This is a genomic window from Shewanella sp. H8 (assembly GCF_040285065.1).
Taxonomy (GTDB): Bacteria; Pseudomonadota; Gammaproteobacteria; order Enterobacterales; family Shewanellaceae; genus Shewanella; species Shewanella polaris.
Map to the genome: position 1 here is coordinate 1441071 of NZ_CP157213.1, position 21681 is coordinate 1462751.

Consider the following 21681-nt stretch of genomic DNA (forward strand, 5'->3'; position numbering starts at 1 on the left):
CAAAATTGAGTTACATATAATAATAGGTGGGTTTAGGTGATATCTGTATATTTGGTTGACGATCATGAGCTCGTGAGAACGGGTATTCGTCGCATTTTAGAAGATGAGCGTGGTATTAAAGTCGTTGGTGAAGCTCCTGATGGCGAAACCGCAGTACAGTGGTCTCGACAGAATGAAGCCGATGTCATTTTAATGGACATGAATATGCCTGGCATGGGGGGGTTAGAAGCCACCCGTAAGATTTTGCGCTATCAGCCAGATGCAAAAATTATTGTGTTAACCGTACAAACTGAAGATCCATTTCCGACTAAAGTGATGCAGGCGGGGGCTTCTGGGTATCTAACAAAAGGGTCTACATCGCCTGAAGTATTACGCGCAATTACTCAAGTTGCTCGTGGCCAACGATATCTGTCACCAGAAATTGCCCAGCAAATGGCGCTCAGTCAATTTAATCACTCTGACGAAAACCCATTTAGCAGCTTGTCTGAACGTGAATTACAAATCATGATGATGATAACCAATGGTGAAAAGGTTAATGACATCTCGGAAAAATTAAATTTAAGTCCAAAAACGGTCAATAGTTATCGTTATCGATTATTTGCTAAGCTTGGCATTGGTGGTGATGTTGAGTTGACCCGTTTAGCTATCCGTTACAAAATGCTCGATACCGGTTCATTTTAGTCAGGAATACTTTATTCCTCATAACGCATTAAGTAGCTTTAATCATGTCCAGTGGTTTTAACGCCAAATCTTTTTTAAAAAATGTTACTTCAGCTCCTGGCGTTTATCGAATGTACGATAAACGCCAACAAGTCATTTATGTTGGTAAAGCTAAAGATCTCAAAAAACGGTTAAGCTCGTATTTTAGAACCAATATCCCTAATGTTAAAACTCAAGCGCTGGTGGCGCACATCGATCATATTGATGTCACAGTTACCCATAGTGAAACCGATGCGCTATTACTCGAAAACGATTACATCAAACAGTACATGCCTAAATACAATGTTCTGTTGCGCGATGATAAATCTTATCCCTATATTCTATTAAGCGGCCATAAACACCCAAGACTTGCTTATCATCGTGGCCCAAAACGTGAAAAAGGTCATTACTTTGGCCCGTACCCCAATGGTGGTGCTGTGCGCGAAAGTTTGCATTTAATGCAAAAGCTGTTTCCAATCCGTCAATGCGATGATTTGTACTATAAATCGCGATCTCGCCCTTGTTTACAGTATCAATTAGATCGTTGTAGTGCGCCTTGTGTTGGTCTGGTAAGTGATGATGAATACAATGAGCAAGTTAAATTAGCGAGTTTGTTTTTACGTGGTAAAGACAAGCAAGTGATAGCGCAATTGGTGGCAAAAATGGAAACCGCCGCGATTGATATGGAATACGAACACGCCGCACAATATCGTGACCAAATTACTGCGCTAAGGCGCGTAGCAGAACAGCAAGAAGTGACGAATCAAAAAGGAGATATGGATGTCATAGGCGTCGATTACGCGTCTGGTATTGCCTGTTTTCATCTGTTGTTTATTCGCGAAGGTAAAATTTTTGGCAGTCGTAGCTATTATCCTTCTGTACCAGCCGAAACCGACATAGAAGAAGTATTGTCGTCCTTCTTAGGTCAGTTTTATCTTAATGCTGATATTCAGCGTACCATTCCTAAAGAAGTCATCCTAAGCCATCACTTTGACGGCATAAAAGAACTTGAAGCATCGATAGAGCATGCATTAGATAAAAAGTTTGAATTAAAGACTCAAGTACGTGGTGACAGGGCTAACTTTTTACGTTTAGCGATGACCAATGCCAGTAATGCAGTAGCGACTAGGCTGTCGCATAAGAATACCGTTGAGCAACGATTCCAACTGCTTGAGGAAGCACTTGAACTTAATGAGCCAATTAAACGGATGGAGTGCTTTGACATCAGCCACACTATGGGCGAAAGCACAGTGGCATCATGTGTGGTGTTTAATCGCGAAGGACCGCATAAAGCTGACTACAGGCGTTATAATATTACTGGTATCACTGGTGGTGATGATTATGCCGCCATGGATCAAGCAATAAGGCGTCGGTTTGATAAAATTGATAATAATGGAAAAGTACCTGATTTGGTCTTTATTGATGGTGGCATTGGCCAATTAAGAGTGGCGCAAATGATTGTCGATGAAAAGTGTATTAATATTGATCATCCACCGCTATTAATTTGTGTGACTAAAGGGGAAGGGCGTAAAGCCGGACTTGAAACGTTTACCGTTGGAGGCAGTGAGCAAACGTTTGAGGTTGCCAGTGACTCACCTGCATTTCATTTAATGTTGCACATTCGCGATGAATCACATCGGTTTGCCATTACAGGGCACCGTAATAAACGCCAGAAAACGCGTAATACTTCTACATTAGAATCAATCACGGGTGTAGGCCCTAAAAGACGTAAAGCATTGTTGCAACATTTAGGTGGAATACAAGAAGTGAAGGGAGCTAGTGTGGCTGAATTGACAAAAGTGCCCGGAATTAGCTTAGAAATGGCACAAACAATTCATGATGCATTGCGAGGGGGCTAAAATTAGGGCAAAATTGACGCTGCTTCTGACAAATTGGTCTTTTTATGCCGTTTAATTTACCCATTGCACTGACATTATTCCGTATTGCTTTGTTACCCGTATTTATAGCTGTTTTCTATTTACCTTATCCATGGGCACCATTTGTTTCGGCATTTATTTTTTGGTTGGCAGCCTTAACAGATTGGTTAGATGGTTATGCTGCACGTAAACTTGGCCAGTTAACTCGATTTGGCGCTTTTTTAGATCCTGTTGCAGATAAAGTGATGGTGTCGACGGCACTAGTATTGTTGGTTCAGCAATATGACAATATGTATCTAACCCTTGCAGCATTATTTATGATCGGCCGCGAAATTGTTATTTCAGCCTTGCGTGAATGGATGGCAGAAATTGGTAAACGCGGTGTGGTAGCAGTGTCTTGGATTGGTAAATATAAGACTGCGGCGCAAATGGTTGCTATTATTGGTTTAATTTGGAAACCGACACCATGGTTAACCGATGTTGCTTTTGGTTTGTTTTATATTGCAGCGGCGCTAACGTTCTGGTCGATGATGAGTTATATTTCAGCAGCTTGGAAAGATTTAACTGCAGAATAGCGTAATAATAGTTCAATAAGATTATTTAGTGCGCAAACGATCAAAAATGCACGAATCAATAATTGACACTCGAGGTTAATTCGGTAGAATGCCTCCCCGTAGACAAGTGATGAGTCAGCAGCAAGCCTTAGGGGTTTATGTTAACTAACATGATTGAATACGAGACATTAGCTCAGTTGGATAGGTTGAAAGACGATACCTTTCTTGCTGTGATAATAAAGCATTATAAAAGTTATATAGGCGACATTAGCTCAGTTGGTAGAGCGATACCTTGCCAAGGTATAGGTCATCGGTTCGAACCCGATATGTCGCTCCAATTTCTTATCTTATCCGATGGATTTGAATTTGGTTAAAGATGGCGCGATGGCAGAATGGCTATGCTACGGATTGCAAATCCGTCTATCTCGGTTCGACTCCGGGTCGCGCCTCCACAATATTGCGTTTGATGGTTACTTTTAGTAACGGTTAAAACAACACTTTGCCCGAGTGGTGGAATCGGTAGACACAAGGGATTTAAAATCCCTCGCTGAATAAGCGTGCCGGTTCAAGTCCGGCCTCGGGTACCATTATAATCTCTAGTAATAGAGAATGGTGTAAAAAAGCCTCAACAATAGTTGGGGCTTTTTTACGTCTGAAATTTAGGTTTTATTGAAAATGTCGAGAAAACCCACTGATCGACACGAAGTGCGTCGGTGGGTAGTTCACCAAGTTCCTCTATAGCGCTAACAGCTGTGGTAAATATTCGTTGTCTAAAGCTGCAATGCTGGCTTGTTCCGTTAGTACATCTTGCAAAATTTGATGACTGGTTAACGGGTTGGCCAGTACGACTCTGAATACTGTGGTTGGTTGACGAGAGTATTTTACAGGCTTAATGCGTGTGCGTGACACGAATGATTTGCCTTGTTCGCGTTGATGCTTTTGAATGAATTGTGTCAGTCCGTCTAATAACTCGTTAATTTTAAACACCAATTCTGTGTTGTTGTTCGATATTGCCGTCGTCAGTATTGCTTGTACCGATGCGGGTACATAGCGATACGTCAGCAGGCATAACTCTGGGGCGGTGACTAACTCGAAATCAGCATGCTGGTTGATGATTGAGGCAAAATAACGGGCTTTTTCTAAGCTGTTATTAATGAGGATTTCATAACCATCACGGCCAATAATTTGAAGGCAAGCATTTACTAGCATTGCCATCCCTGGGCGTGAGCCTTCAAGAGTATGACTGCCTAGGTCTTTTGAACCCACACGTAAGATATATTCTGCATGATGGACAATGGCGTTTGCCAGTTCTGGGTCTTTAAATAGCACCATACCAGCGCCCATCGGGACATACATTTGCTTATGGGCGTCGATAGTGACTGAATCGGCTAACTCGATGCCTTTCAATAAGTGACCATATTTTTTGGATAATAAACTTGCGCCGCCCCATGCTGCATCTACATGGAAATGGCAATTTAACTCATTGGCTAATGCAGCTAATTCATTTAAGGGATCTATATTACCTGTTTCAGTTGTGCCTGCGATACCAACAATGGCCATGACTTTAATATTTTGTTGTACCAGCTTTTTTGCTGCATCACGCATGGCGGCTACATCGACTTTATGATGTTCGTCGGTTGGGATGCTAATGATGTTATCTCGGCCAATACCCAACAAGTCTGCCGTTTTACCCAAAGAGTAATGACCACGATCAGACACTAGAATGGCAAGGTCATCATAGCCATAAAAGCGTAATGCTTTAATCATTCCTTCACGGGTTACACCTTTAAACTCACCGTGTGGTTGTAACAATCGGTTTCGAGCGATCCACAGTGCGGTGATATTAGCAACGGTGCCGCCAGAGCAAAATGCCCCGAGGGAATGGTCGGCGCTGTGCATCCATTGATGATAGAAATCATCAGATTGCTGATACACCAAATGGTGCATCATGCCTAATACCTGGCGCTCTAATGGGGTAAAGGCTTTTGATGTTTCAATTTTGACTAAATTTTGATTTAGTCCCACCATCATTTTTGACAGTGGTAATACAAAATAAGGCAAGGCCGAGGTCATGTGTCCAATAAAGCTGGGTGCCGAAGTATGGACTGAATGGGCGACTAAGTTTTGCATTATTTCGTCGGCATAATCAGAGACGAATTTAGGATCTGTCGGGATCTGATATGCGCTAAAGTCGGTTTCTATTTCTGACAGTGGTTTTTCTAATGCGGCGATGCTATTGCCTAAAAACCCTGCGAGGTCTTGAGACAGTTTTTGCTCAATAATGCTCAACGTTGAAGTTGAATCTTCAGGGGCGGTAAAAATTCGCAGTAAACTGTCTTCTGAAGCGTGTGCTTGACGGGTGATTTTGGAGGTCATTTTGCTTGCCGTAATGATGAAGACTTCATCCTGTTAGCCTTAAGTGATGCTTTACGATGAAGACTGCACCTTCAGGATGAAATAAGGGAGCTAACTTTACTGTATGGCTGGTTTTGCTTCAAGTATTTATCTCGTTATTACTGATGATTGGATTAGGATATGCGAAAAATGAGTGATGTCGATAGGATTTATCCAGCACAAATATATAAGTGTATTTGTGCTGGATAACATTACTTTTTAATCAATGAAAGAGACATAATTGCCGCAATATTTCGTGCAGTATTGGTTAAATTGATTTGGGCTTCAGACAATATTTGTTCTAATGGTTGTAAACTTGGAATAATGGGGAAAATTGCGTGCATGCCTTCGACTAAAATAGCATCTGCATTTTGGCCAAGACATCCAGAAATGCCAATAACGGGAATGTTTTGCAGCTTAGCCACGTTAAGTACTCCCATAGGGGTTTTACCAAATACCGTTTGGCCATCAATACGACCTTCGCCAGTGATCACTAAATCAGCATCGCGACAATACTCCGCCAGTTTAACGCTTTTGGTGACAATATCGACCCCAGGCTTTAAGGATGCATTTAATATCGCCATCACGCCAAACCCCATGCCTCCAGCAGCCCCTGCTCCAGGATGCAATCGGCAATAAGTATTCATTGATTGGCCAAGTTGCTGGTTAATGGTGTGGGCAAAATATTCTAAAGCTTGGTCGAGTTGTTCTATCATCTCAGTTGTGGCCCCTTTTTGTGGGCCAAAAATAGCACTGGCACCTCTTGGTCCACATAATGGATTATCGACATCGCATGCCACTTCAACGACACAATCTTTAATTGCGGGATGAAGCGATTGAATATCTATTTGATGCAAGGTGTTGAGGGCTGCGCCCCCAAAAGGCAGCGGTGCATCAGCAATATCGCTAAGTTTTACGCCTAATGCTTGCATCATTCCTGCGCCTGCATCATTAGTCGCACTGCCTCCTAAGCCTAAAATGATATGTCTAATGCCTCTATTCAATGCATCAACAATTAACTCACCAGTACCAAAACTGGTGGTTAATAACGGATTACGGTGGGTTAACGGCACATGGTGTAAGCCCGATGCCGCGGCCATTTCTATGACCGCAGTTTGGTTTCCAGCTTCATCAAGTTGCCCTAACACGCCATAAAATGCATCCACAGGTAATCCTAAAGGACCTGTGACCGTGAGGTTGATAATCTCTCCTTGGGTGGCATCAACCATGGCTTGTACTGTTCCTTCGCCGCCATCGGCCATCGGCACTTTGCAATATTCTGCATCAGGAAAGATAACCTTAAACCCTTGTTCGATGGCATTGGCCACTTCAAGCGCGCTTAAGCTTTCTTTAAATGAATCTGGTGCAATAACAATCTTCATAATAAGGCTCTGATTAATAATTTACAGTAAAAATAAGCTCAATAGATAAACGGTAATCATCGCCGTGATACCTTGGATCAAGGTCGCCATTGTTTGGGCCCGATAAGCTTGTTTAACGCTCATGTGACTAAACTCAGTTACTACCCAGAAGAAGCTATCATTGGCATGTGAAACTGTCATTGCTCCTGCACCAATAGCCATTACGGTTAATACTCGACCCATTTCTGAAGCTAAACCAATATCGCCTAATAATGGTGCCACTAATGCAGACGTGGCGACCAAGGCAACAGTGGATGAACCTTGGGTTGATTTCAGTGTGGCTGCAACAATAAACGGCATAAAAATACCTACACCTAATCCTGATAAACCGTTACCAAGAAACACACCAATTTCAGTGGCTTTTAATACCGCGCCAAATGCACCACCAGCACCAGTGATTAATAAAATGGGCGCGCAGACAACTAATCCATGGCCAATACGTTCACTAAATTCTTTAATTTTTTCGTTACTCTTTAACAAAAATAACGATAACAGTAAGCCAATCATTAAGGCATTAACGGGTTGACCTAAAAAGACTAACATATTGAATAAGCTTTCTTCTCCAAGCGGTTTTGAAGGAAAGTTAGCCACTGAACCTAAACAAATAAAAATAATAGGGACAAAAATAGGTGCAAATGCTTTTATTGGGCTAGGTAACTCGCCATAAACTTTTTTTAGTTCATCAAAATCTTGCTGCGACAGCTTAAGTTCCTCTGCGCCTTCTCCATCTGGTTCCTCATTAGCAAAACGGTTGGCCCATAACATACCAGCAAAAGCGGCAATCGCTGCTACAAACACACCTACAGCTATTACGAGTCCTAGTTGCGACTCAAGTCCGAGATTACCTGCCGCTGCAATAGGGCCTGGAGTAGGAGGCACAAAAGTATGAGTAGCGTATAACCCTGTTGCTAGAGCGACACTCATGGAAACTTGTGACACCTTCATACGGTTAGCCATCGATTGTTTTAATGAATTTAAGATAACAAAACCTGAATCACAGAAAACAGGGATTGAGACTAAATAGCCAATCATGGACATTGTTAAGGTTGGAAAGCGCTGGCCAAATAGTTTTATAACGACATCGGCCATGGTAATTGCCGCGCCACTTTTTTCGAGAATAGTACCAATAATAGTACCTAATACGATGACTAAGCCGATATAACCTAAAATCCCACCGAACCCCCCAGTGATAATTTTAGCAATATCATTGCTGGGTAAACCATAGGCAAATGCGGTGAGAAATGACGCTAAAATGAGGGTTAAAAAAGGGTGCAGTTTAAATTTGGAGGTGGCGATGACAATGAATGCTATCACGCCAAGTAATATCAATATTAGTCCCATAGAGTACTCGTTATTTATTGTTGTAGGAGTGGTTTAGTATTCATCATAGTAAACCATTAATAATAAATTACTTTGTTCATCGGAACTGATAAATATACAATTCGTGACTATTTTTGTGCCATTGCACAATTAGGCGTTAGGTTGATGTATTAGCTGACCTAAATAGAGACTCAGTAAGCCATTAAAACTGTGTAAATCGATATTGGTGATGGTTTGAATCTTATCTAATCGGTAACGTAATGTGTTTCGATGTATAAACAAGCTGTTAGCACAGGTTTGTATGTCCCCCATATGTTCAAGATAAGCGGCAAGGGTTTTTTGCAGTTGTAGATTTTTGTCCACTTCAATCAGTTTCATATAAGGCCCGGCAAGGGCATTACCTCGCCAGTGGTGACGTAAGCCTGATAAAAGCACTTGCAAGCTGTAATCTTGATATAAATATTTGCTTTTTGTTGGGTGTAATTTTTTGCCAATATCCATGGTTTCTTTGGCGGTGCGGTAAGAGTAACTGATACCTAAATCACCGCTAAAATAATGGCCTAACGATATATGTAGGCTAAGTTGCATGTTTGCGGGTAAGCGTTTGAGTAATTGGTTGATGCGTTGATTTTCGAGTTCTGGGTCAAATTGTTTACCGTCTAAAAACGCAGGTTTTAAAATCACTAATTGTGTTAGTGAAGTCATGGCGATTAAATTATCGCGTACAGGGTTTTGTAATAAATACAGGACTTGTTTTAATGCTTGATTATCTTGTTGATATAGTGGGTTATTACTATCTAATTCGATAATTGCAGCGACTCTTGGTACGCTTAAATCAATACCTAATTGCAATGCCCATTGCTTTAATGAAACTAAGTCTTGTTCGTTAGCATGGATGAGTTGTGAAATAAACTCTTCTTTTTGACGATTTTGCCATTGTAACTGTTCTTGTAAATTGGCTTGCTCGACAATCATTTCTGCGGTCATTCTAAGTAATTCACCATAGTGACTTAACGTATCGGGTTCGCCTGTGATGCCAATCACACCGACAACTTGACCTTGATAATGCAATGGTAAATTAAGCCCAGGTTTTACCCCTTGTAGATTTGAAGCGATAGTTTGACTGATCTCAACGTTACGGTTTTGGCTAATAGCCAATAATGCGCCTTCATGTATAGTGCCAATTCGTTCAACATCACCTGATCCCAATATAACTGCTTGAGCATTCATCACATTGATATTATGGCCAATAATTTTCATGGTTCGGTCAACAATCTTAGCGGCAATTAGTGTGTCAATCTGAAACATGAATTCCTCTGAGCGGTAAATAATGGTATGTGATAATACATGATGTAGATTACGCAGTTGAATGCCGTTGACGTATAAAGAGTTTGATATTTAAATATTTATACGTCAGGTTATGGCCTTAGTGATCTTCAGTATAAGACCATAAGGTTAATTGAGATATTAATGCCATGCTAACACCGTTTGTTAAGGTATTTTTATATATTCAACTTTTGGTACTTATTAAAAGAAGCGCTATAAAAACGCCAACCTAGATCAGGTTGGCGTAATGTTACAGGTGCAATTACTTTTCTTACGAAAAATATGTCATTTACAATGTATATTGAACATTGAGCATGATCATATGCGCCGTGTAGTCATGTTGTAAATTACCTAAACTCATTACGTTCCAAATGGTATCGACTTCAAGATCATTAGCATCATCGTTATCAAGATATTTTTCCATTTTGTAGTCAATGCGAAAGGCCATTTTTTCAGTGGCTTGATATTGAGCGTACACATTCACGTTATGCACTTTGGCAAAATAGTCACCGTAATTACCGGTTATACCTTGTCTAACTTGAGTCGTGCTGTCTGAGTCTGAGTAGGTGTAATCTAATCCTAGTCGTAAACGACTATCCATTAAATTATTGTAGCTTAAACCTGCTCCGACAACATCGACAGTGTCTTCAATATTGGCTTGCCAATTGGCTATACTGAAGTTGGTACTGCCAGATTGTTCCGATTTAATCACTTGATGGTTATAAAATGTATTGATATTGATATCGCTATTAACCATGTAGTTAAGATTAATATCGTAATTGGTATCTTTTGACTCGGTTAGGCCGATGTTAGTATCGGTATAATCATCAAGGGCATAACGAACACCAAAATCGACAGTTAAGTTATCAATTGGAGTGTGATTAAACCGCGCTTCAACTTGAGTGCGATCACGATCGGCCAAGTAGTATCGACGTAACAGTGAGTTTTGTTCAGACGATGATGACTCCGATGCTTGATACTCAGAACCATCTCTTTGACTAAAGCTGCCTTTAAGCCACATGTCCCACATGTCAAAATTATTTAGGCGTATACGCGCCCAAAGATCATTCTCATCGGTTTTTTCACGGTCTTGATAGCTGCGTTCATTTCTTTCGAAATCGTAACCAGCATCAAGCTTAATATCATGGCTAATACGATAGTCAGTTGATAATTTAGCTCGATGCGTGGTGAGATCGTATGGCGTGTTGTAAGCCAATTCACCGGTTACATCATTAATGCTAATTTGAGTCCACTGCTCTATATTGGTATTGTTTTCTCTGTCGTTATAATCGTAGCTACCAGTAAGGCGCCATCCTCGGCTCAGTTTATTCACTACTTTTAATGTCATGCCAGTGATGTCAACTTTGGCATCAATACTCTCAGCGGGTAACGAGTAACCATAACCTATATCCGTTAATTGCTGATCTTGTGTCATTTGACCAATGAGCAAGCGACCACTGAAGCTGGTGATAGAATCATTATATTGGCCCATTAACGAAATGGTATGTGATTCATTATCTGGATCAAGTGCAATGTAGCCGTGATCTTGAGCACCAAAAGTAGGATTGAACGCATTGTCAAAACCAAGCTCTTGGTTGTTGTTATTAAATATCGAACCGGTGTAATTTAAGCTGGTAAACCAATTCTTACCACCCAGTTTTATTCCCGCGTTTAAAACGTCAGTAGTGTAATCAACGGGCTCTGCGAGCATGATTGATTGATTGAAGAAGCTACCTGAAGCAATTTTGTTTCCGGTTTTCTCTTCTCGCTGAAAGTTAACGTAGGTAGTGAACAGTGATTCAGTTTTATATTCAAAACCTAATCCCGCCCGTTCACGTTTTAGCGACAGTTCAAAAGGCGTTAAACTGCTCGATAGCATTGGCATATCTGGAGTAGAACCTGCAGTGACCCAATTACTGGCTAGCGTAAGATCATCGCTGCCGATATTTTGATAAGGGCTTAAGGCATTGTTACTTTTATAAGTCTCAATAGCGCGATAGTTCAAATTGAGTTGATAGGTTCCGGGCTTACCGACTTCAACGTCCATGCGGCCATTGTCCATGCCCATGTTGTAGGCAGTGACCTTTGCTTGATAGCCATTCTCACCATTATATTTAATATCAGCATCAACTTTGCCAGCAGTTTGATTACTGCTATGAAAAGCGTTTGCTGAATGTATATCGTCTTCACTGTTGTAAGCGACGCCGACACCTACAGTACCAGTGGTACCTGTATCGACTGCACACCCTTTACATTTCCATGCTGAATACTTAACGTTTTCAGTTTTAGCGTTTGCAAGACTGTAACCATCTGCCATTAGGCCAAAGCTGGTGCTAGTCAGTAACGCTAAGGTGATAAGATTTAATTTAGTGTTCATATATTTCTCCTTAGCGTTGCAATAACTTACCAGATGGATGATTTGAACCATGTACTTGACTATGACAGTTCAAACAGCTACGACCACCAGTAAAGGCGCTACCATTTACCGTTGAGCCCATGTCAGTGTTGCCTAAATAAGCATTGCTGGTGTGCCCATCACCTGCATGACATTGCTGACATAATTGTGGTGCACGCGTTTTGAGCATGGCATCGTTAACTGAACCGTGTGGATTATGGCAATTAACACAATTTTCGGTAACAGGTGCATGCTCCCATAATTTAGGACCGCGCTTTTCTGCATGACATGAGTAACAGGTTTCATTTACAGTAGGCTGAACTAGATCTGCATCGCTCATGCTGCCGTGAGGATTATGACAGTCACTACACGTCATTTGATTCCATTTCATTGGGTGACTTGAGCGCTTATTCATGTCGGCTTTTTGCTTGGCATGACAACTCGTACACACTTCCATTTCAGTTTGCTTTGACAATATAGGGTCGTGTTCTGCGTGTACACTATGGCAAGACGCACAAGCTACATCGCCATTGGCGTGATGACTGCTGTCCCAAGACATGCGGTTATCGTCGAGATGGCAACTCATACAAACACTATTTTGTTTGTCTGCAGAGAGTGTTGACGTTGGGCCAAAGGTAATCATGGGTTCTTTACCACCACGATTATGAGAGCCAAGCGGGCCGTGACAAGCTTCGCACTGTAATCCTGCCATTGGGCTTTTCGAAGAGTCAATTGAGCCATGTACACCTTTAAAGATGTCCATCACTTTTTCTGACTTTTTATGACACATTAAACATGAGTCAGCGCCCTTAGGAGAATATTTACCTTCGGCGAATTTCTTATCTAAAGTGGCTTCAACTTCTGTTGGTGTCATGCTGGCGTCCCACTTTGCCGCTTGCACATTATTCGACATAAATATAGACGAAACGGTGAGGCAGAGTAAGGCGAAAAATAGTGTATTAATTTGATGTGTGGTCTTCATAAGTCGACTTCCTGATTTGTCCATTTAATAGTCACTGATTAATAACGTAAGTCATAACATGAGAGAGAAGCTGGGCTCCTCTCTCAATGGACAAATTAAAGTTTCACTTGGTTGTGATTTTCAATGGTAGGTATATGACAGTCGAAACAGGTTTCTAATTGTGCAGCATCATTGGCTTCTTGGTAGCTACCATTAATAACAGCACCACCTTGGAGTTCAACATGTTGTTGTATCGCATCTAAGCCATGACATGAAGCACATGTCGCGGTAATAGGTGTTGTATAAAGACCTGCAGAGGTTGCTAATGCACCTTTAACTTTAAATGCATCAAGATTAAAGTCATTGTGACATTGAGTACAGTCTTTGATAATGCCTTGTCCATTATGTTCACTGTGCACTTTCATTTCAATTGCGCCTTGGTTCGCACCTGAAGCATATGTGCCGTCGGGAGTATGACAAACGACACAAGCATCTAAACCAACAGTGAGTTCACCATTGAGTTCACGAGCTAATTGTTCTGTCATCACAAAGCCAGCATGGTAACCTTTATGTATTTCAAAGCTGTCGCCATGACAATTATCACATGAGCCATAATTGACCGAGTCGATGTGACGATAGCTTGGGGCATCCCCTGATAATGTACCAAATGTTAGCTCGGCTTTCATACTAGTGGTCGCTACGTCATCACCACAATCAATTGCTTGGACTCCGTCGTTACACATTTCAAGGCCGATAAAGCTAAATGCGGTATCGGTATCATCAGCACCAAATGGTAGTGATGCGATGTTGTATACCAACTTACCTGATTCAATACTGACATCAGTTTGTAATTCACCCGCGGAGATAAAGTCTTTGCTGATTTTGGCTAAGCCGTTACCTGGGCTAGCGTTATATCCCATGATAGGGAAGTTAGGGCCAACGTTAGTGTTTGTTTCAAGACGTTGAATTTTGCTCACTAAACTTGTGGCATCAACTGCTGCACCGTTAGCATCTAATATCGTTACCGATAAGGTTGCAGATTTGTCGTCAGTACTGGCTTTATTTGCTGTTAGGGTTGCACTCATGCCATATGAGTCGATAAATGCTTTTTTCTGAGTAAAGGTTGCAGTATGTAACTCTTCTGTCCAGCTAGCATTATGACATGCAATACAATTTGAGTTATCGACTTGTTGTGAATGCCCTTGACCTGTTTTAAAGTCAATATCCGTATGACAGCTTGAACAGGTTTCCATGGTTGGAATACGTGTCCAGTTACCCGATTCACTGAGTTGTTCTGAATCAACATGACATGTTGAACAGTTATCTTGCACTATGGCATATGCTGTTTCAGCACTTTTATCCATGTTCTTGCCATACATTTTGGCATCGTTATGAACATTGTGGATTAAGTGGCTAAAATCATCTTGAACTTTGCCTTTTTCAATGGCTAATTCGTTGGTATGACATGAAGTACAGGTTTCTAAATCAGTATAGCTATGATAAATTTTCTCACCTTTTGCATGGCAAGTATTACACGTAGCACCACTCACAATGTTTTTAGTGTATTTAGCGGTAAAGCCTTCACCGTCAAAATCTTCGGTGTATTCGGTGCGTGGTACTGTGGTTGTGCCATCTTGTAAAGTCGATGCGCTGGCAATCACATTATATCTTTGCGTTAACTCTGGATTAAAACCTTCAACATCTATGGTAAAGCTATACGTTCCGTCAGCGTTATCTGTAAATGTTTCTTGCGAGCCAATATATTGCCATTGAGCAGCGTTGCCTGCACCACTTGCGCCAGCAGGGATAAGCTGAACGACTTTCTTAACTTCGAGTTCGGTAAGGCCTACTACAGGGAGGTCTTCTGAATTGGTAGCAAATACTTCTATCGTCGGCTTATTGTCTTGGTAAGTGACTTTGGTGATGTCTAAGTTCAATGCTGTGATGGCTGCAGCAGGTTCGCTGCCAGAGGTGTCTGGGGTCGTCACTTCAGCTACATTATCATCGCTTCCGCCACAACCTACCAATGTCATTGAAGCTGACATTGCAAATACCAATGCCATTTTTTTGTGTTTTGTATTCATCATATTTTCCCTGCAAAGGTCATCCGTCTAACTTACTGGCAGTATGTTCTGCAATTATCTTGTTCAGTTAAGTTGATGTTGGAATTAAATTTCCCAGCCATAATATTACTTTACAAACACCCACTCGTCTTTAACTCGAATGTAATAGTGTGATGATGATCGGCCTATTAATTAAGAGGTATATTAAATGCTGAATTCATAGGAGTTGATTGTTCGCAAAAAATAATATTTTAGGATTAAGTTGAGAAAATTAGTCGATAAAACAACAGTTACATTGATACATAAAGGTTAAATGTTTATACATTTTATTAAAGTCCAAATTTATGAAAATATGTTTGTCTTTACTTATAAATTAGGCGGATATCACTTGAATACTGGTATCAATTTAGGTGTTACATTAGCCAAAATAGAAGGAGAATTGTGAAATGTCATATTGATATATAGGTGCCATTAAACTCTTTCATAACACAAAGGCAATAGTCTTCTTTTGTTCTGCGGCCTCTAGAATTGTATCAAGTATAATGAGCACCTAAACCATCAATAGCAGTATCAACAATTACAATTACCTTTTTAGTGACACGATTAACCGTATGTTACGTCAAACAAGTAGTATCTGTTTACATCATGGGATGACAGCACAAAGACGATAACCAGTGAGTTACGCCTTACTGGTATACCTAATTAAAAAAATAAACTCAATTTTAACGGTTAACCTATCTCTTATCTCTCGTTGAGGTTAAGTATTGTGCAGTTAGGTAGAGGATTGGGAACTTATTAAGATTAAGGCTTGATCAAGCCAATGGGTTAGGGGATAATCGCCTCGTTCTGAGACATAAGCTGTTTTTTTTATGATTCGGAAATCAATGGTGACCCTAGGGTCCCCCCGCAATGATAACTTGTGAACTCGGCCAGGCCTGGAAGGGAGCAACCGCAGCAAGTGACTCATGTGCCGGGGTGTCGGCTCTAGGGGAACCTCCAATATTCCCCGTACCATTTTTTATCTAATCGATCATTTTATTATTATTGTTGTGCCGCAGCCAGATCGGCTTCTTCTTGTAAGCGTTTTTGCAAATTCACTTTAAGGAATTGTCTCGAACGTTCAAGTGCTTCACTTATCTCTGTTTTCATTTGTGCCAGCTCTTGATAATTTTCAAAGAAATACGTATCAACTAAATGTCGAATGTACCTTACAGGTAACTGATTTAAGGTCACGCAGCATAAGTCAGCTAAGTATTCTTCTGGTAGCTCTTCCATTAAGCCCCCATCTCTCAGCATTTCCATTAATAGAACTTCATAATAGTTTCGGATTTCTAATTGCATTATTACGCTCCATTGAGATTGTTTGATTTATCGACATCAACTGTAATGTCGGGAGTATTGATATTAGCTCGGTGGTGCTTTAGTAAGCCGTGGCTTACTGGGTTGATAACCATGATTCATTTGCTGCAATTAATAATTGACTATGTCGGAGCGTTAATTCTGTTTCACTACGACTATAGCCTCCACCTATCACTGCTGCAAGTGGGATGTTATGCATTTTCGCTATTGATATTACCTGTTTGTCTCGATCGAGAATACCCTGATTTGAAATCGAGAAGTATCCTAAGTCATCATCTTGATGGATATCGACACCAGCATCATAAATAATCAAATCAGGTTGATGGAGACGGATCAGGTAAGGCAATATTTGTTGTATATGTTCCAGATAACGAGTGTCGGTACAGCCTTTATCGAGATCAATATCGTAGTCAGATTGTTGTTTTCTTGATGGGAAATTTTTTGCGCAGTGGATTGAGCAGCTAATGATGTTAGGGTCACCTTGTGTGAGTGTCGCTGTTCCATCCCCTTGGTGAACATCACAATCAAAAATAAGTACTTTATCAACTTCTCCAGATTCAATGGCTGATTTAGCGGCAATGACTAAGTCATTAAAAATACAAAAACCACTACCAAAGTCATAATGTGCATGATGATAACCACCCGTTAAATGCACTGCGATTCCATGTTTAAGTGCCAACTCAACACATAAGCGAGTTCCATTTACGGCATGTAAAGTACGGGTGACTAACTCAGTGCTCCATGGGAACCCGATACGCCTCTGAGCTTTGTGATCTAACGTGCCATTGATAAATTGGTCGACATACTGTGGGCAATGCACGCCATAAAGCATGTCTATACTTATTGGCGAAGGGATATGCCGATAACGCTCAAACAATAAATGTTGTTTGAGCGCATGTTGGTACAAATTATGATATTTTGTAGTAGGAAAGCGATGGGTGCTCGGTAGCGCCAGCTTTGAATAGCTGGCGTGATATACAAAAGGTATCGACATAAACTTACAGTTGCTTTATTGCCCAGCCCATGAATTCTTTACGTGTTTTTTCATCGGCTTGTAACCACCAATACTGCAACATTTGTTCAGCTTGTGCAGGGGTTGATTTTTGTGCAGTTGCAGTTGAAATAATAGGTGCAGCAACAGGTGCCATTGTTGCAGATTCAATGTCTGATTTGACCTCGACAGCTTGTATTGCTTGGCTACCGTCACCCGTAGCGGAAGCTGATAAAGTTTCAATATCATGCTGATTTTTTTTATTAAATAGACTCGTAAGAAGTGAATCTTCAGTAAAATTGGTTTGTTCTACGGTGTAAGTCACAGCCGCATTGTCTTGACGCTTAATAATGATTTGCGGTTTTTTTGCAAATGATTTAGGTTTTTTAATTACATTACCTTCAGCTGGTTGCAATAAGTATTGATGATCACCATCAACAGTCAACGTTATAATTAATGGGCTTGATTTTACAAAGGATTGACTATCACTAAAGGAATCCTCAACTACATCGTGGTAACGAACCGCAATTTTATGGGTGCCATTAGTCAATGCTAGATCAGATTGATGGTTAAACATGCTGGTCTCAACCTCTGTACCATCAAGTGCTAAATACTCAAAAGACATGGGGATGGTTATATTAGCAGCTAAGACTGATGATGATGTCAACAATGCCAAAAGCGCACTAGCGGTAAATAAAGATTTCATTGTTTCTCCTTAACGAGGGTAACTTTGGCGAGGCTTTTCAAAAAGTTGAATTCGCTCTTCAATATAACTGGTTGCTTGTTTACATTTTCCTAAACGACGATGCATCATAAGGATATCATTTTGCAATTTTATTTTGTCATCACTATGACAGAATTCAAGACTTGCTTCCAATTGTTGAATTTTTTGCTCTATTTTATTAGCCCAATTTAAATGTTTATTGAGTTCGGCATAGAGTTGATGGCTATTTTGCATGATATTACTGGCTATCCAACCAAATCCACTGTCTTGTACTGCTTGTTGCTGTTTTTTTGCATATCTAGCCCGATTACTGGCTTTTCGCTGATCTTCAGATTTAAGATTAATGTCGGTAGTGAGTAATGCTCTGCGTAATGCACTAAATCTGTCTTGAATACGATCGCAACTGAGTTGGATAACATTGCTACCCAACTTAAGGAATAGTTGTTTTTCTAGCTGTTTAATGTCTTGACGTAACTGTGCAATGCAAGGGCTTAGTTGAGCCCCCTGTTGAGCAAATAATTGGCTGTTAAATCGCTCTATTTCTTGTAATGATTTTCGCTGCGAAGGTGCTAGTTTTTGGTCGTGAATTAATGCATCTTGTTCAAGCTGCGCGAGTTGCTGCTTTAACATTGATACTAATTGTTGGGTGTTCATGCCCATGCGCTCCACGTTAGATGGACTGCTATCGACAATACCATAATAATAAATATGGGTTTAATAAAAGGTATTCCGAATCTAATTGCACTTCTAGCGCCAATGAATGATCCCGCCATCATGCATACACCCATCCATAAACCCAGTATCCAATGAACTTGCCCCATAGATGCAAAGATAATTAACGCAGTAATGTTACTCACTGCTGTCATCACACGGGCTAATCCACAACTGTGCAACAGGGGCAGTTTGTACAGTGAAATAGACGATATGGTCCAAAAAGCGCCTATGCCAGGTCCTGCAAATCCATCGTACCCACCCAAAATAAAACCTTGGCTAATTTGTTTATTTGTTGGTGATGGCAATTTAGGAAGCGTAATATTTTTGTCGCCCATCGCTTTAGGACTTAACAAGGTATAAATAGCAATACTAATAATAAGTAGAGGTAGAATTTTTTCAAGCCATTTTGGGTCAATTAAAAACACTAAAATACACCCTGCGATAGAACCTATAAACGTGGCATAAAGACAGGGTTTCCATATTTTAGGGTTAAATAAATGTTGTTTATAAAATGTATAGCTTGAGGTCAGCGATCCAAAACATGCTGCTAGTTTGTTGGTGCCTAAAGCCAAGTGGGGAGGTATGCCTACGGTGAGTAATGCAGGAATAGAAAGCAGTCCACCGCCGCCAACGATGGCATCAATAAAACCAGCAATAATACCAATGACCGCTAAAACAGCCCAATGGCTAGGGTCTAATAATAAATCCAACACAATACCTATTCGATAACACGTCTAAAAGGTGGCAGGGCATCAATTAATGATTTGCCATAACGTTTGGTGACTAAACGGCGATCCAGAATAGTGACTCGGCCATAATCTTGCTCTTTTCTAAGGAGCCGGCCACAACTTTGGACTAATTTACGCGATGCGTCGGGAATTGTCAGCTGTAAAAATGGGTTACCCCCTTTTACTTTTAAATATTCCGCGTGAGCTTGTTCAACTGGCGAGGTAGGCACCGCAAATGGAAGTTTGGTAATAATCAAGTTTGTTAAGTAATCTCCGGGTAGATCCAGACCTTCAGAAAAGCTGCCGGTACCAAAAATAACACTGGGTAGCCCCTCATCACAGCGCTTTTTATGTTGTTCTAATATTTGTTGACGTGGAATGGCACCTTGAACAAAAAGCAGTTCTTTTGGGATTTTTCCTTCGACGAGTTCAACCACTTTATCCATTTGCCAATATGAAGCAAACAACACTAAAGTCGCCATTTCACCATCGATGAGAGTCACAATATGTTGCGCAAGTTCAGCAGTATAATTATCGTCAGTAGGTTCGCACACCATTTGAGGAATAAATAAGGTCGCATTATTTTCGTAATCGAAAGGGGATAACAAGGCCAAAAAACGACTTCCATCATTCATTGATAGTCCCACTTGATGAGCAAAATGGTTGAAGCTATTTAACGCTCTAAGTGTTGCGCTACACAATACCACTCCAGCGGCTTTTTGCCACAACATAGACTCCAGCATAAAGCCGACTTCGATAGGCGATGAACAAAATAAATAATCTTGTTGTTTACCGGTAATTAATTCTGCCCAACGTGCCATTGGTGCGCCTTTTTTACTGTCTTCTTTGGCCATCATCTTCCATAACTTATGTAAGTTATCTAGCCGCTGTAAGATAAATCCGGTTTCAGACAACAAACCTTCCGACTGATGTTTAGGCACTTCACCATCTTTGATTGCTTCATTTAATACCGACACCACTTTATTAAACTGCTTCACAGCAGAGCCAGAAGCCGTAGCAAGATTTTCTGCTTGAATTAATAATGATTGCGGCAATTGACCATGTTCAAAACGAAGTCTAGATTCAGGGTTAGCAAACAGCTGTGGTTGAGTATCACAATAATGAGCCACTTGAGTCAGGAGATTAGTTAAGTCGGTAATGTGATCAAGCATTGCCTGTACGGGGGCGATAATGTGGGTGGTTTTCAATTGATTTTGTAATTTAGAACAGGTTTTGGATGCTTTTTCTAACCAGTCACAAGCACCACGCAATGTAGCTTGAGCACTGGAGAAGTCTCTTGCAACAATGGGCAAGTGGTGAGCCTCATCGATGACATAAAACATGTCTTCTGGCTCTGGTAAAATGACGCCACCACCAAGCTCTAAATCGGCAAATAATAGACTGTGGTTAACAATGAGTACATCCCAAGTATCAACATCTTCACGAGCCTTATGAAACGGACAATTATGATGCGCCGATACTTGACGATGACAACTGTGCTTATCACAGCAAATTTGTTGCCACAAAAAATCAGGAATAGGGTGCTTTAAGGTATCTATTTCACCATTCCAACGTTTTTGATGAAAATCTTGATGCAGTTTTTGTAATTCATTTATTTGACTTTGATCTGGCTTAGTTTGCCACATAGCCATTTGTGAACCATCTTGTGCACCTATCATGGCTTCAAGTTTAGCTAAACACACATAACGCTGGCGACCTTTTACTAACCCAAATTTAAATTCAATTCCTGATTGCTGCAAAAAGTGAGGCAGATCTTTGTGGAGTAATTGTTCTTGAAGTGCCACGGTTGCAGTGGCAATACAGACTTTCTTTTTACTGGCAACCGCTAAAGGTATAGCGCCTAAGATATAGGACAATGATTTACCAATACCTGTTCCAGCCTCAACCACAATAATGCGACGGTCTTTGTCATACTCACCCGCTAAGGTTTTAGATATTTCCGCTACCATATAGTTTTGTTCGCGACGAGATCGAAATTGTGGCATAGATGCGGCAATTTCTTTATAAATGGTGCGAATTTGACTTTTTATGTTATCCGGTAGCATAGGAAGTATGATTTCTGCATAGACTGAATTATGCTGTACATAATAACAGTGAATTAGCATGCCACGAAGTAATAAATCAAATTGAGTAA

General features: G+C 40.7%; 16 protein-coding genes, 3 tRNA genes and 1 other RNA gene. 7 read left to right on the top strand and 13 right to left on the bottom strand.

The window, feature by feature from the left end; all coding sequences use genetic code 11:
• Window positions 1-36: 36 nt before the first annotated feature.
• The 6 genes from uvrY to ABIS04_RS06350 all read left to right on the top strand — a co-directional run bounded on the left by uvrY (window position 37) and on the right by ABIS04_RS06350 (window position 3717).
• The gene (gene uvrY / locus ABIS04_RS06325) at window positions 37-681 is read left to right on the top strand and encodes a UvrY/SirA/GacA family response regulator transcription factor (protein ID WP_140233784.1); all 645 of its coding nucleotides are present in this window, start codon (window positions 37-39) and stop codon (window positions 679-681) included.
• A 44-nt stretch (window positions 682-725) separates the two neighbouring features.
• On the top strand, window positions 726-2558 hold the full coding sequence (gene uvrC / locus ABIS04_RS06330; protein ID WP_137221655.1) for an excinuclease ABC subunit UvrC: 1833 nt from the start codon (window positions 726-728) through the stop codon (window positions 2556-2558).
• A gap of 44 nt (window positions 2559-2602) precedes the next feature.
• Window positions 2603-3151 carry a CDP-diacylglycerol--glycerol-3-phosphate 3-phosphatidyltransferase gene (pgsA, locus tag ABIS04_RS06335; protein ID WP_137221653.1) on the top strand — a complete coding sequence of 183 codons (549 nt, stop codon included), beginning with the start codon at window positions 2603-2605 and terminating at the stop codon, window positions 3149-3151.
• 240 nt (window positions 3152-3391) lie between these two features.
• A tRNA-Gly gene (locus ABIS04_RS06340) sits at window positions 3392-3467 on the top strand.
• A gap of 41 nt (window positions 3468-3508) precedes the next feature.
• A tRNA-Cys gene (locus ABIS04_RS06345) sits at window positions 3509-3582 on the top strand.
• Between the two features lie 49 nt (window positions 3583-3631).
• Window positions 3632-3717: transfer RNA gene (locus tag ABIS04_RS06350), tRNA-Leu, on the top strand.
• A 148-nt stretch (window positions 3718-3865) separates the two neighbouring features.
• On the opposite strand, the gene panP is transcribed toward ABIS04_RS06350, so the two are convergent.
• From panP to ABIS04_RS06385, 7 genes are all read right to left on the bottom strand, one after another.
• On the bottom strand, window positions 3866-5506 hold the full coding sequence (gene panP, locus ABIS04_RS06355; protein WP_350432933.1) for a pyridoxal-dependent aspartate 1-decarboxylase PanP: 1641 nt from the start codon (window positions 5504-5506) through the stop codon (window positions 3866-3868).
• 230 nt (window positions 5507-5736) lie between these two features.
• On the bottom strand, window positions 5737-6906 hold the full coding sequence (locus tag ABIS04_RS06360) for a glycerate kinase (protein WP_350432934.1): 1170 nt from the start codon (window positions 6904-6906) through the stop codon (window positions 5737-5739).
• 21 nt (window positions 6907-6927) lie between these two features.
• Window positions 6928-8286, bottom strand: a complete 1359-nt coding sequence (locus ABIS04_RS06365) for a GntP family permease (RefSeq protein ID WP_350432935.1) — start codon at window positions 8284-8286, stop codon at window positions 6928-6930.
• Between the two features lie 129 nt (window positions 8287-8415).
• Window positions 8416-9573, bottom strand: a complete 1158-nt coding sequence (locus tag ABIS04_RS06370; protein ID WP_137221645.1) for a sugar diacid recognition domain-containing protein — start codon at window positions 9571-9573, stop codon at window positions 8416-8418.
• Window positions 9574-9880: 307 nt separating this feature from the next.
• Window positions 9881-11968 (bottom strand): MtrB/PioB family decaheme-associated outer membrane protein, encoded by a 2088-nt coding sequence (locus ABIS04_RS06375; RefSeq protein WP_350432936.1) that lies wholly within the window; start codon window positions 11966-11968, stop codon window positions 9881-9883.
• 10 nt (window positions 11969-11978) lie between these two features.
• Window positions 11979-12899: a DmsE family decaheme c-type cytochrome gene (locus ABIS04_RS06380; protein ID WP_371833633.1), complete on the bottom strand. Its 921-nt coding sequence runs from the start codon at window positions 12897-12899 to the stop codon at window positions 11979-11981.
• Window positions 12900-13063: 164 nt separating this feature from the next.
• Window positions 13064-15034 carry an OmcA/MtrC family decaheme c-type cytochrome gene (locus ABIS04_RS06385; RefSeq protein ID WP_350432938.1) on the bottom strand — a complete coding sequence of 657 codons (1971 nt, stop codon included), beginning with the start codon at window positions 15032-15034 and terminating at the stop codon, window positions 13064-13066.
• A gap of 869 nt (window positions 15035-15903) precedes the next feature.
• Between ABIS04_RS06385 and ffs the strand changes: the two genes are divergently transcribed.
• Window positions 15904-16001: signal recognition particle sRNA small type (gene ffs, locus ABIS04_RS06390), an RNA gene on the top strand.
• Window positions 16002-16051: 50 nt separating this feature from the next.
• On the opposite strand, the gene ABIS04_RS06395 is transcribed toward ffs, so the two are convergent.
• The 6 genes from ABIS04_RS06395 to dinG all read right to left on the bottom strand — a co-directional run bounded on the left by ABIS04_RS06395 (window position 16052) and on the right by dinG (window position 21592).
• Window positions 16052-16351, bottom strand: coding sequence for a late competence development ComFB family protein (locus ABIS04_RS06395; RefSeq protein ID WP_137221636.1), 300 nt, complete (start codon window positions 16349-16351; stop codon window positions 16052-16054).
• Window positions 16352-16445: 94 nt separating this feature from the next.
• Entirely contained in the window at window positions 16446-17363 is a 918-nt protein-coding gene (locus ABIS04_RS06400) for a histone deacetylase (RefSeq protein ID WP_350432939.1), read from the bottom strand.
• 4 nt (window positions 17364-17367) lie between these two features.
• Window positions 17368-18066: a DUF2057 domain-containing protein gene (locus tag ABIS04_RS06405; RefSeq protein ID WP_350432940.1), complete on the bottom strand. Its 699-nt coding sequence runs from the start codon at window positions 18064-18066 to the stop codon at window positions 17368-17370.
• 9 nt (window positions 18067-18075) lie between these two features.
• Complete coding sequence (locus ABIS04_RS06410) at window positions 18076-18738, bottom strand: primosomal replication protein (RefSeq protein ID WP_350432941.1); 663 nt, start codon at window positions 18736-18738, stop codon at window positions 18076-18078.
• Window positions 18735-19508, bottom strand: coding sequence for a TSUP family transporter (locus tag ABIS04_RS06415; RefSeq protein WP_137221628.1), 774 nt, complete (start codon window positions 19506-19508; stop codon window positions 18735-18737). The genes ABIS04_RS06410 and ABIS04_RS06415 overlap by 4 nt, the downstream gene beginning before the upstream one ends.
• An 8-nt stretch (window positions 19509-19516) precedes the next feature.
• Window positions 19517-21592, bottom strand: a complete 2076-nt coding sequence (dinG, locus tag ABIS04_RS06420) for an ATP-dependent DNA helicase DinG (protein ID WP_350433397.1) — start codon at window positions 21590-21592, stop codon at window positions 19517-19519.
• Window positions 21593-21681 lie beyond the last annotated feature (89 nt).

What these genes read in the sequence shown, in the direction of transcription:
- uvrC (WP_137221655.1), top strand. Translation starts at nt 726, where the DNA reads ATGTCCAGTGGTTTTAACGCCAAATCTTTTTTAAAAAATGTTACTTCA.
- pgsA (WP_137221653.1), top strand. Translation starts at nt 2,603, where the DNA reads ATGCCGTTTAATTTACCCATTGCACTGACATTATTCCGTATTGCTTTG.
- panP (WP_350432933.1), bottom strand. Translation starts at nt 5,506, where the DNA reads ATGACCTCCAAAATCACCCGTCAAGCACACGCTTCAGAAGACAGTTTA.
- ABIS04_RS06360 (WP_350432934.1), bottom strand. Translation starts at nt 6,906, where the DNA reads ATGAAGATTGTTATTGCACCAGATTCATTTAAAGAAAGCTTAAGCGCG.
- ABIS04_RS06365 (WP_350432935.1), bottom strand. Translation starts at nt 8,286, where the DNA reads ATGGGACTAATATTGATATTACTTGGCGTGATAGCATTCATTGTCATC.
- ABIS04_RS06370 (WP_137221645.1), bottom strand. Translation starts at nt 9,573, where the DNA reads ATGTTTCAGATTGACACACTAATTGCCGCTAAGATTGTTGACCGAACC.
- ABIS04_RS06375 (WP_350432936.1), bottom strand. Translation starts at nt 11,968, where the DNA reads ATGAACACTAAATTAAATCTTATCACCTTAGCGTTACTGACTAGCACC.
- ABIS04_RS06380 (WP_371833633.1), bottom strand. Translation starts at nt 12,899, where the DNA reads ATGTCGAATAATGTGCAAGCGGCAAAGTGGGACGCCAGCATGACACCA.
- ABIS04_RS06385 (WP_350432938.1), bottom strand. Translation starts at nt 15,034, where the DNA reads ATGATGAATACAAAACACAAAAAAATGGCATTGGTATTTGCAATGTCA.
- ABIS04_RS06395 (WP_137221636.1), bottom strand. Translation starts at nt 16,351, where the DNA reads ATGCAATTAGAAATCCGAAACTATTATGAAGTTCTATTAATGGAAATG.
- ABIS04_RS06400 (WP_350432939.1), bottom strand. Translation starts at nt 17,363, where the DNA reads ATGTCGATACCTTTTGTATATCACGCCAGCTATTCAAAGCTGGCGCTA.
- ABIS04_RS06405 (WP_350432940.1), bottom strand. Translation starts at nt 18,066, where the DNA reads ATGAAATCTTTATTTACCGCTAGTGCGCTTTTGGCATTGTTGACATCA.
- ABIS04_RS06410 (WP_350432941.1), bottom strand. Translation starts at nt 18,738, where the DNA reads ATGAACACCCAACAATTAGTATCAATGTTAAAGCAGCAACTCGCGCAG.
- dinG (WP_350433397.1), bottom strand. Translation starts at nt 21,592, where the DNA reads ATGCTACCGGATAACATAAAAAGTCAAATTCGCACCATTTATAAAGAA.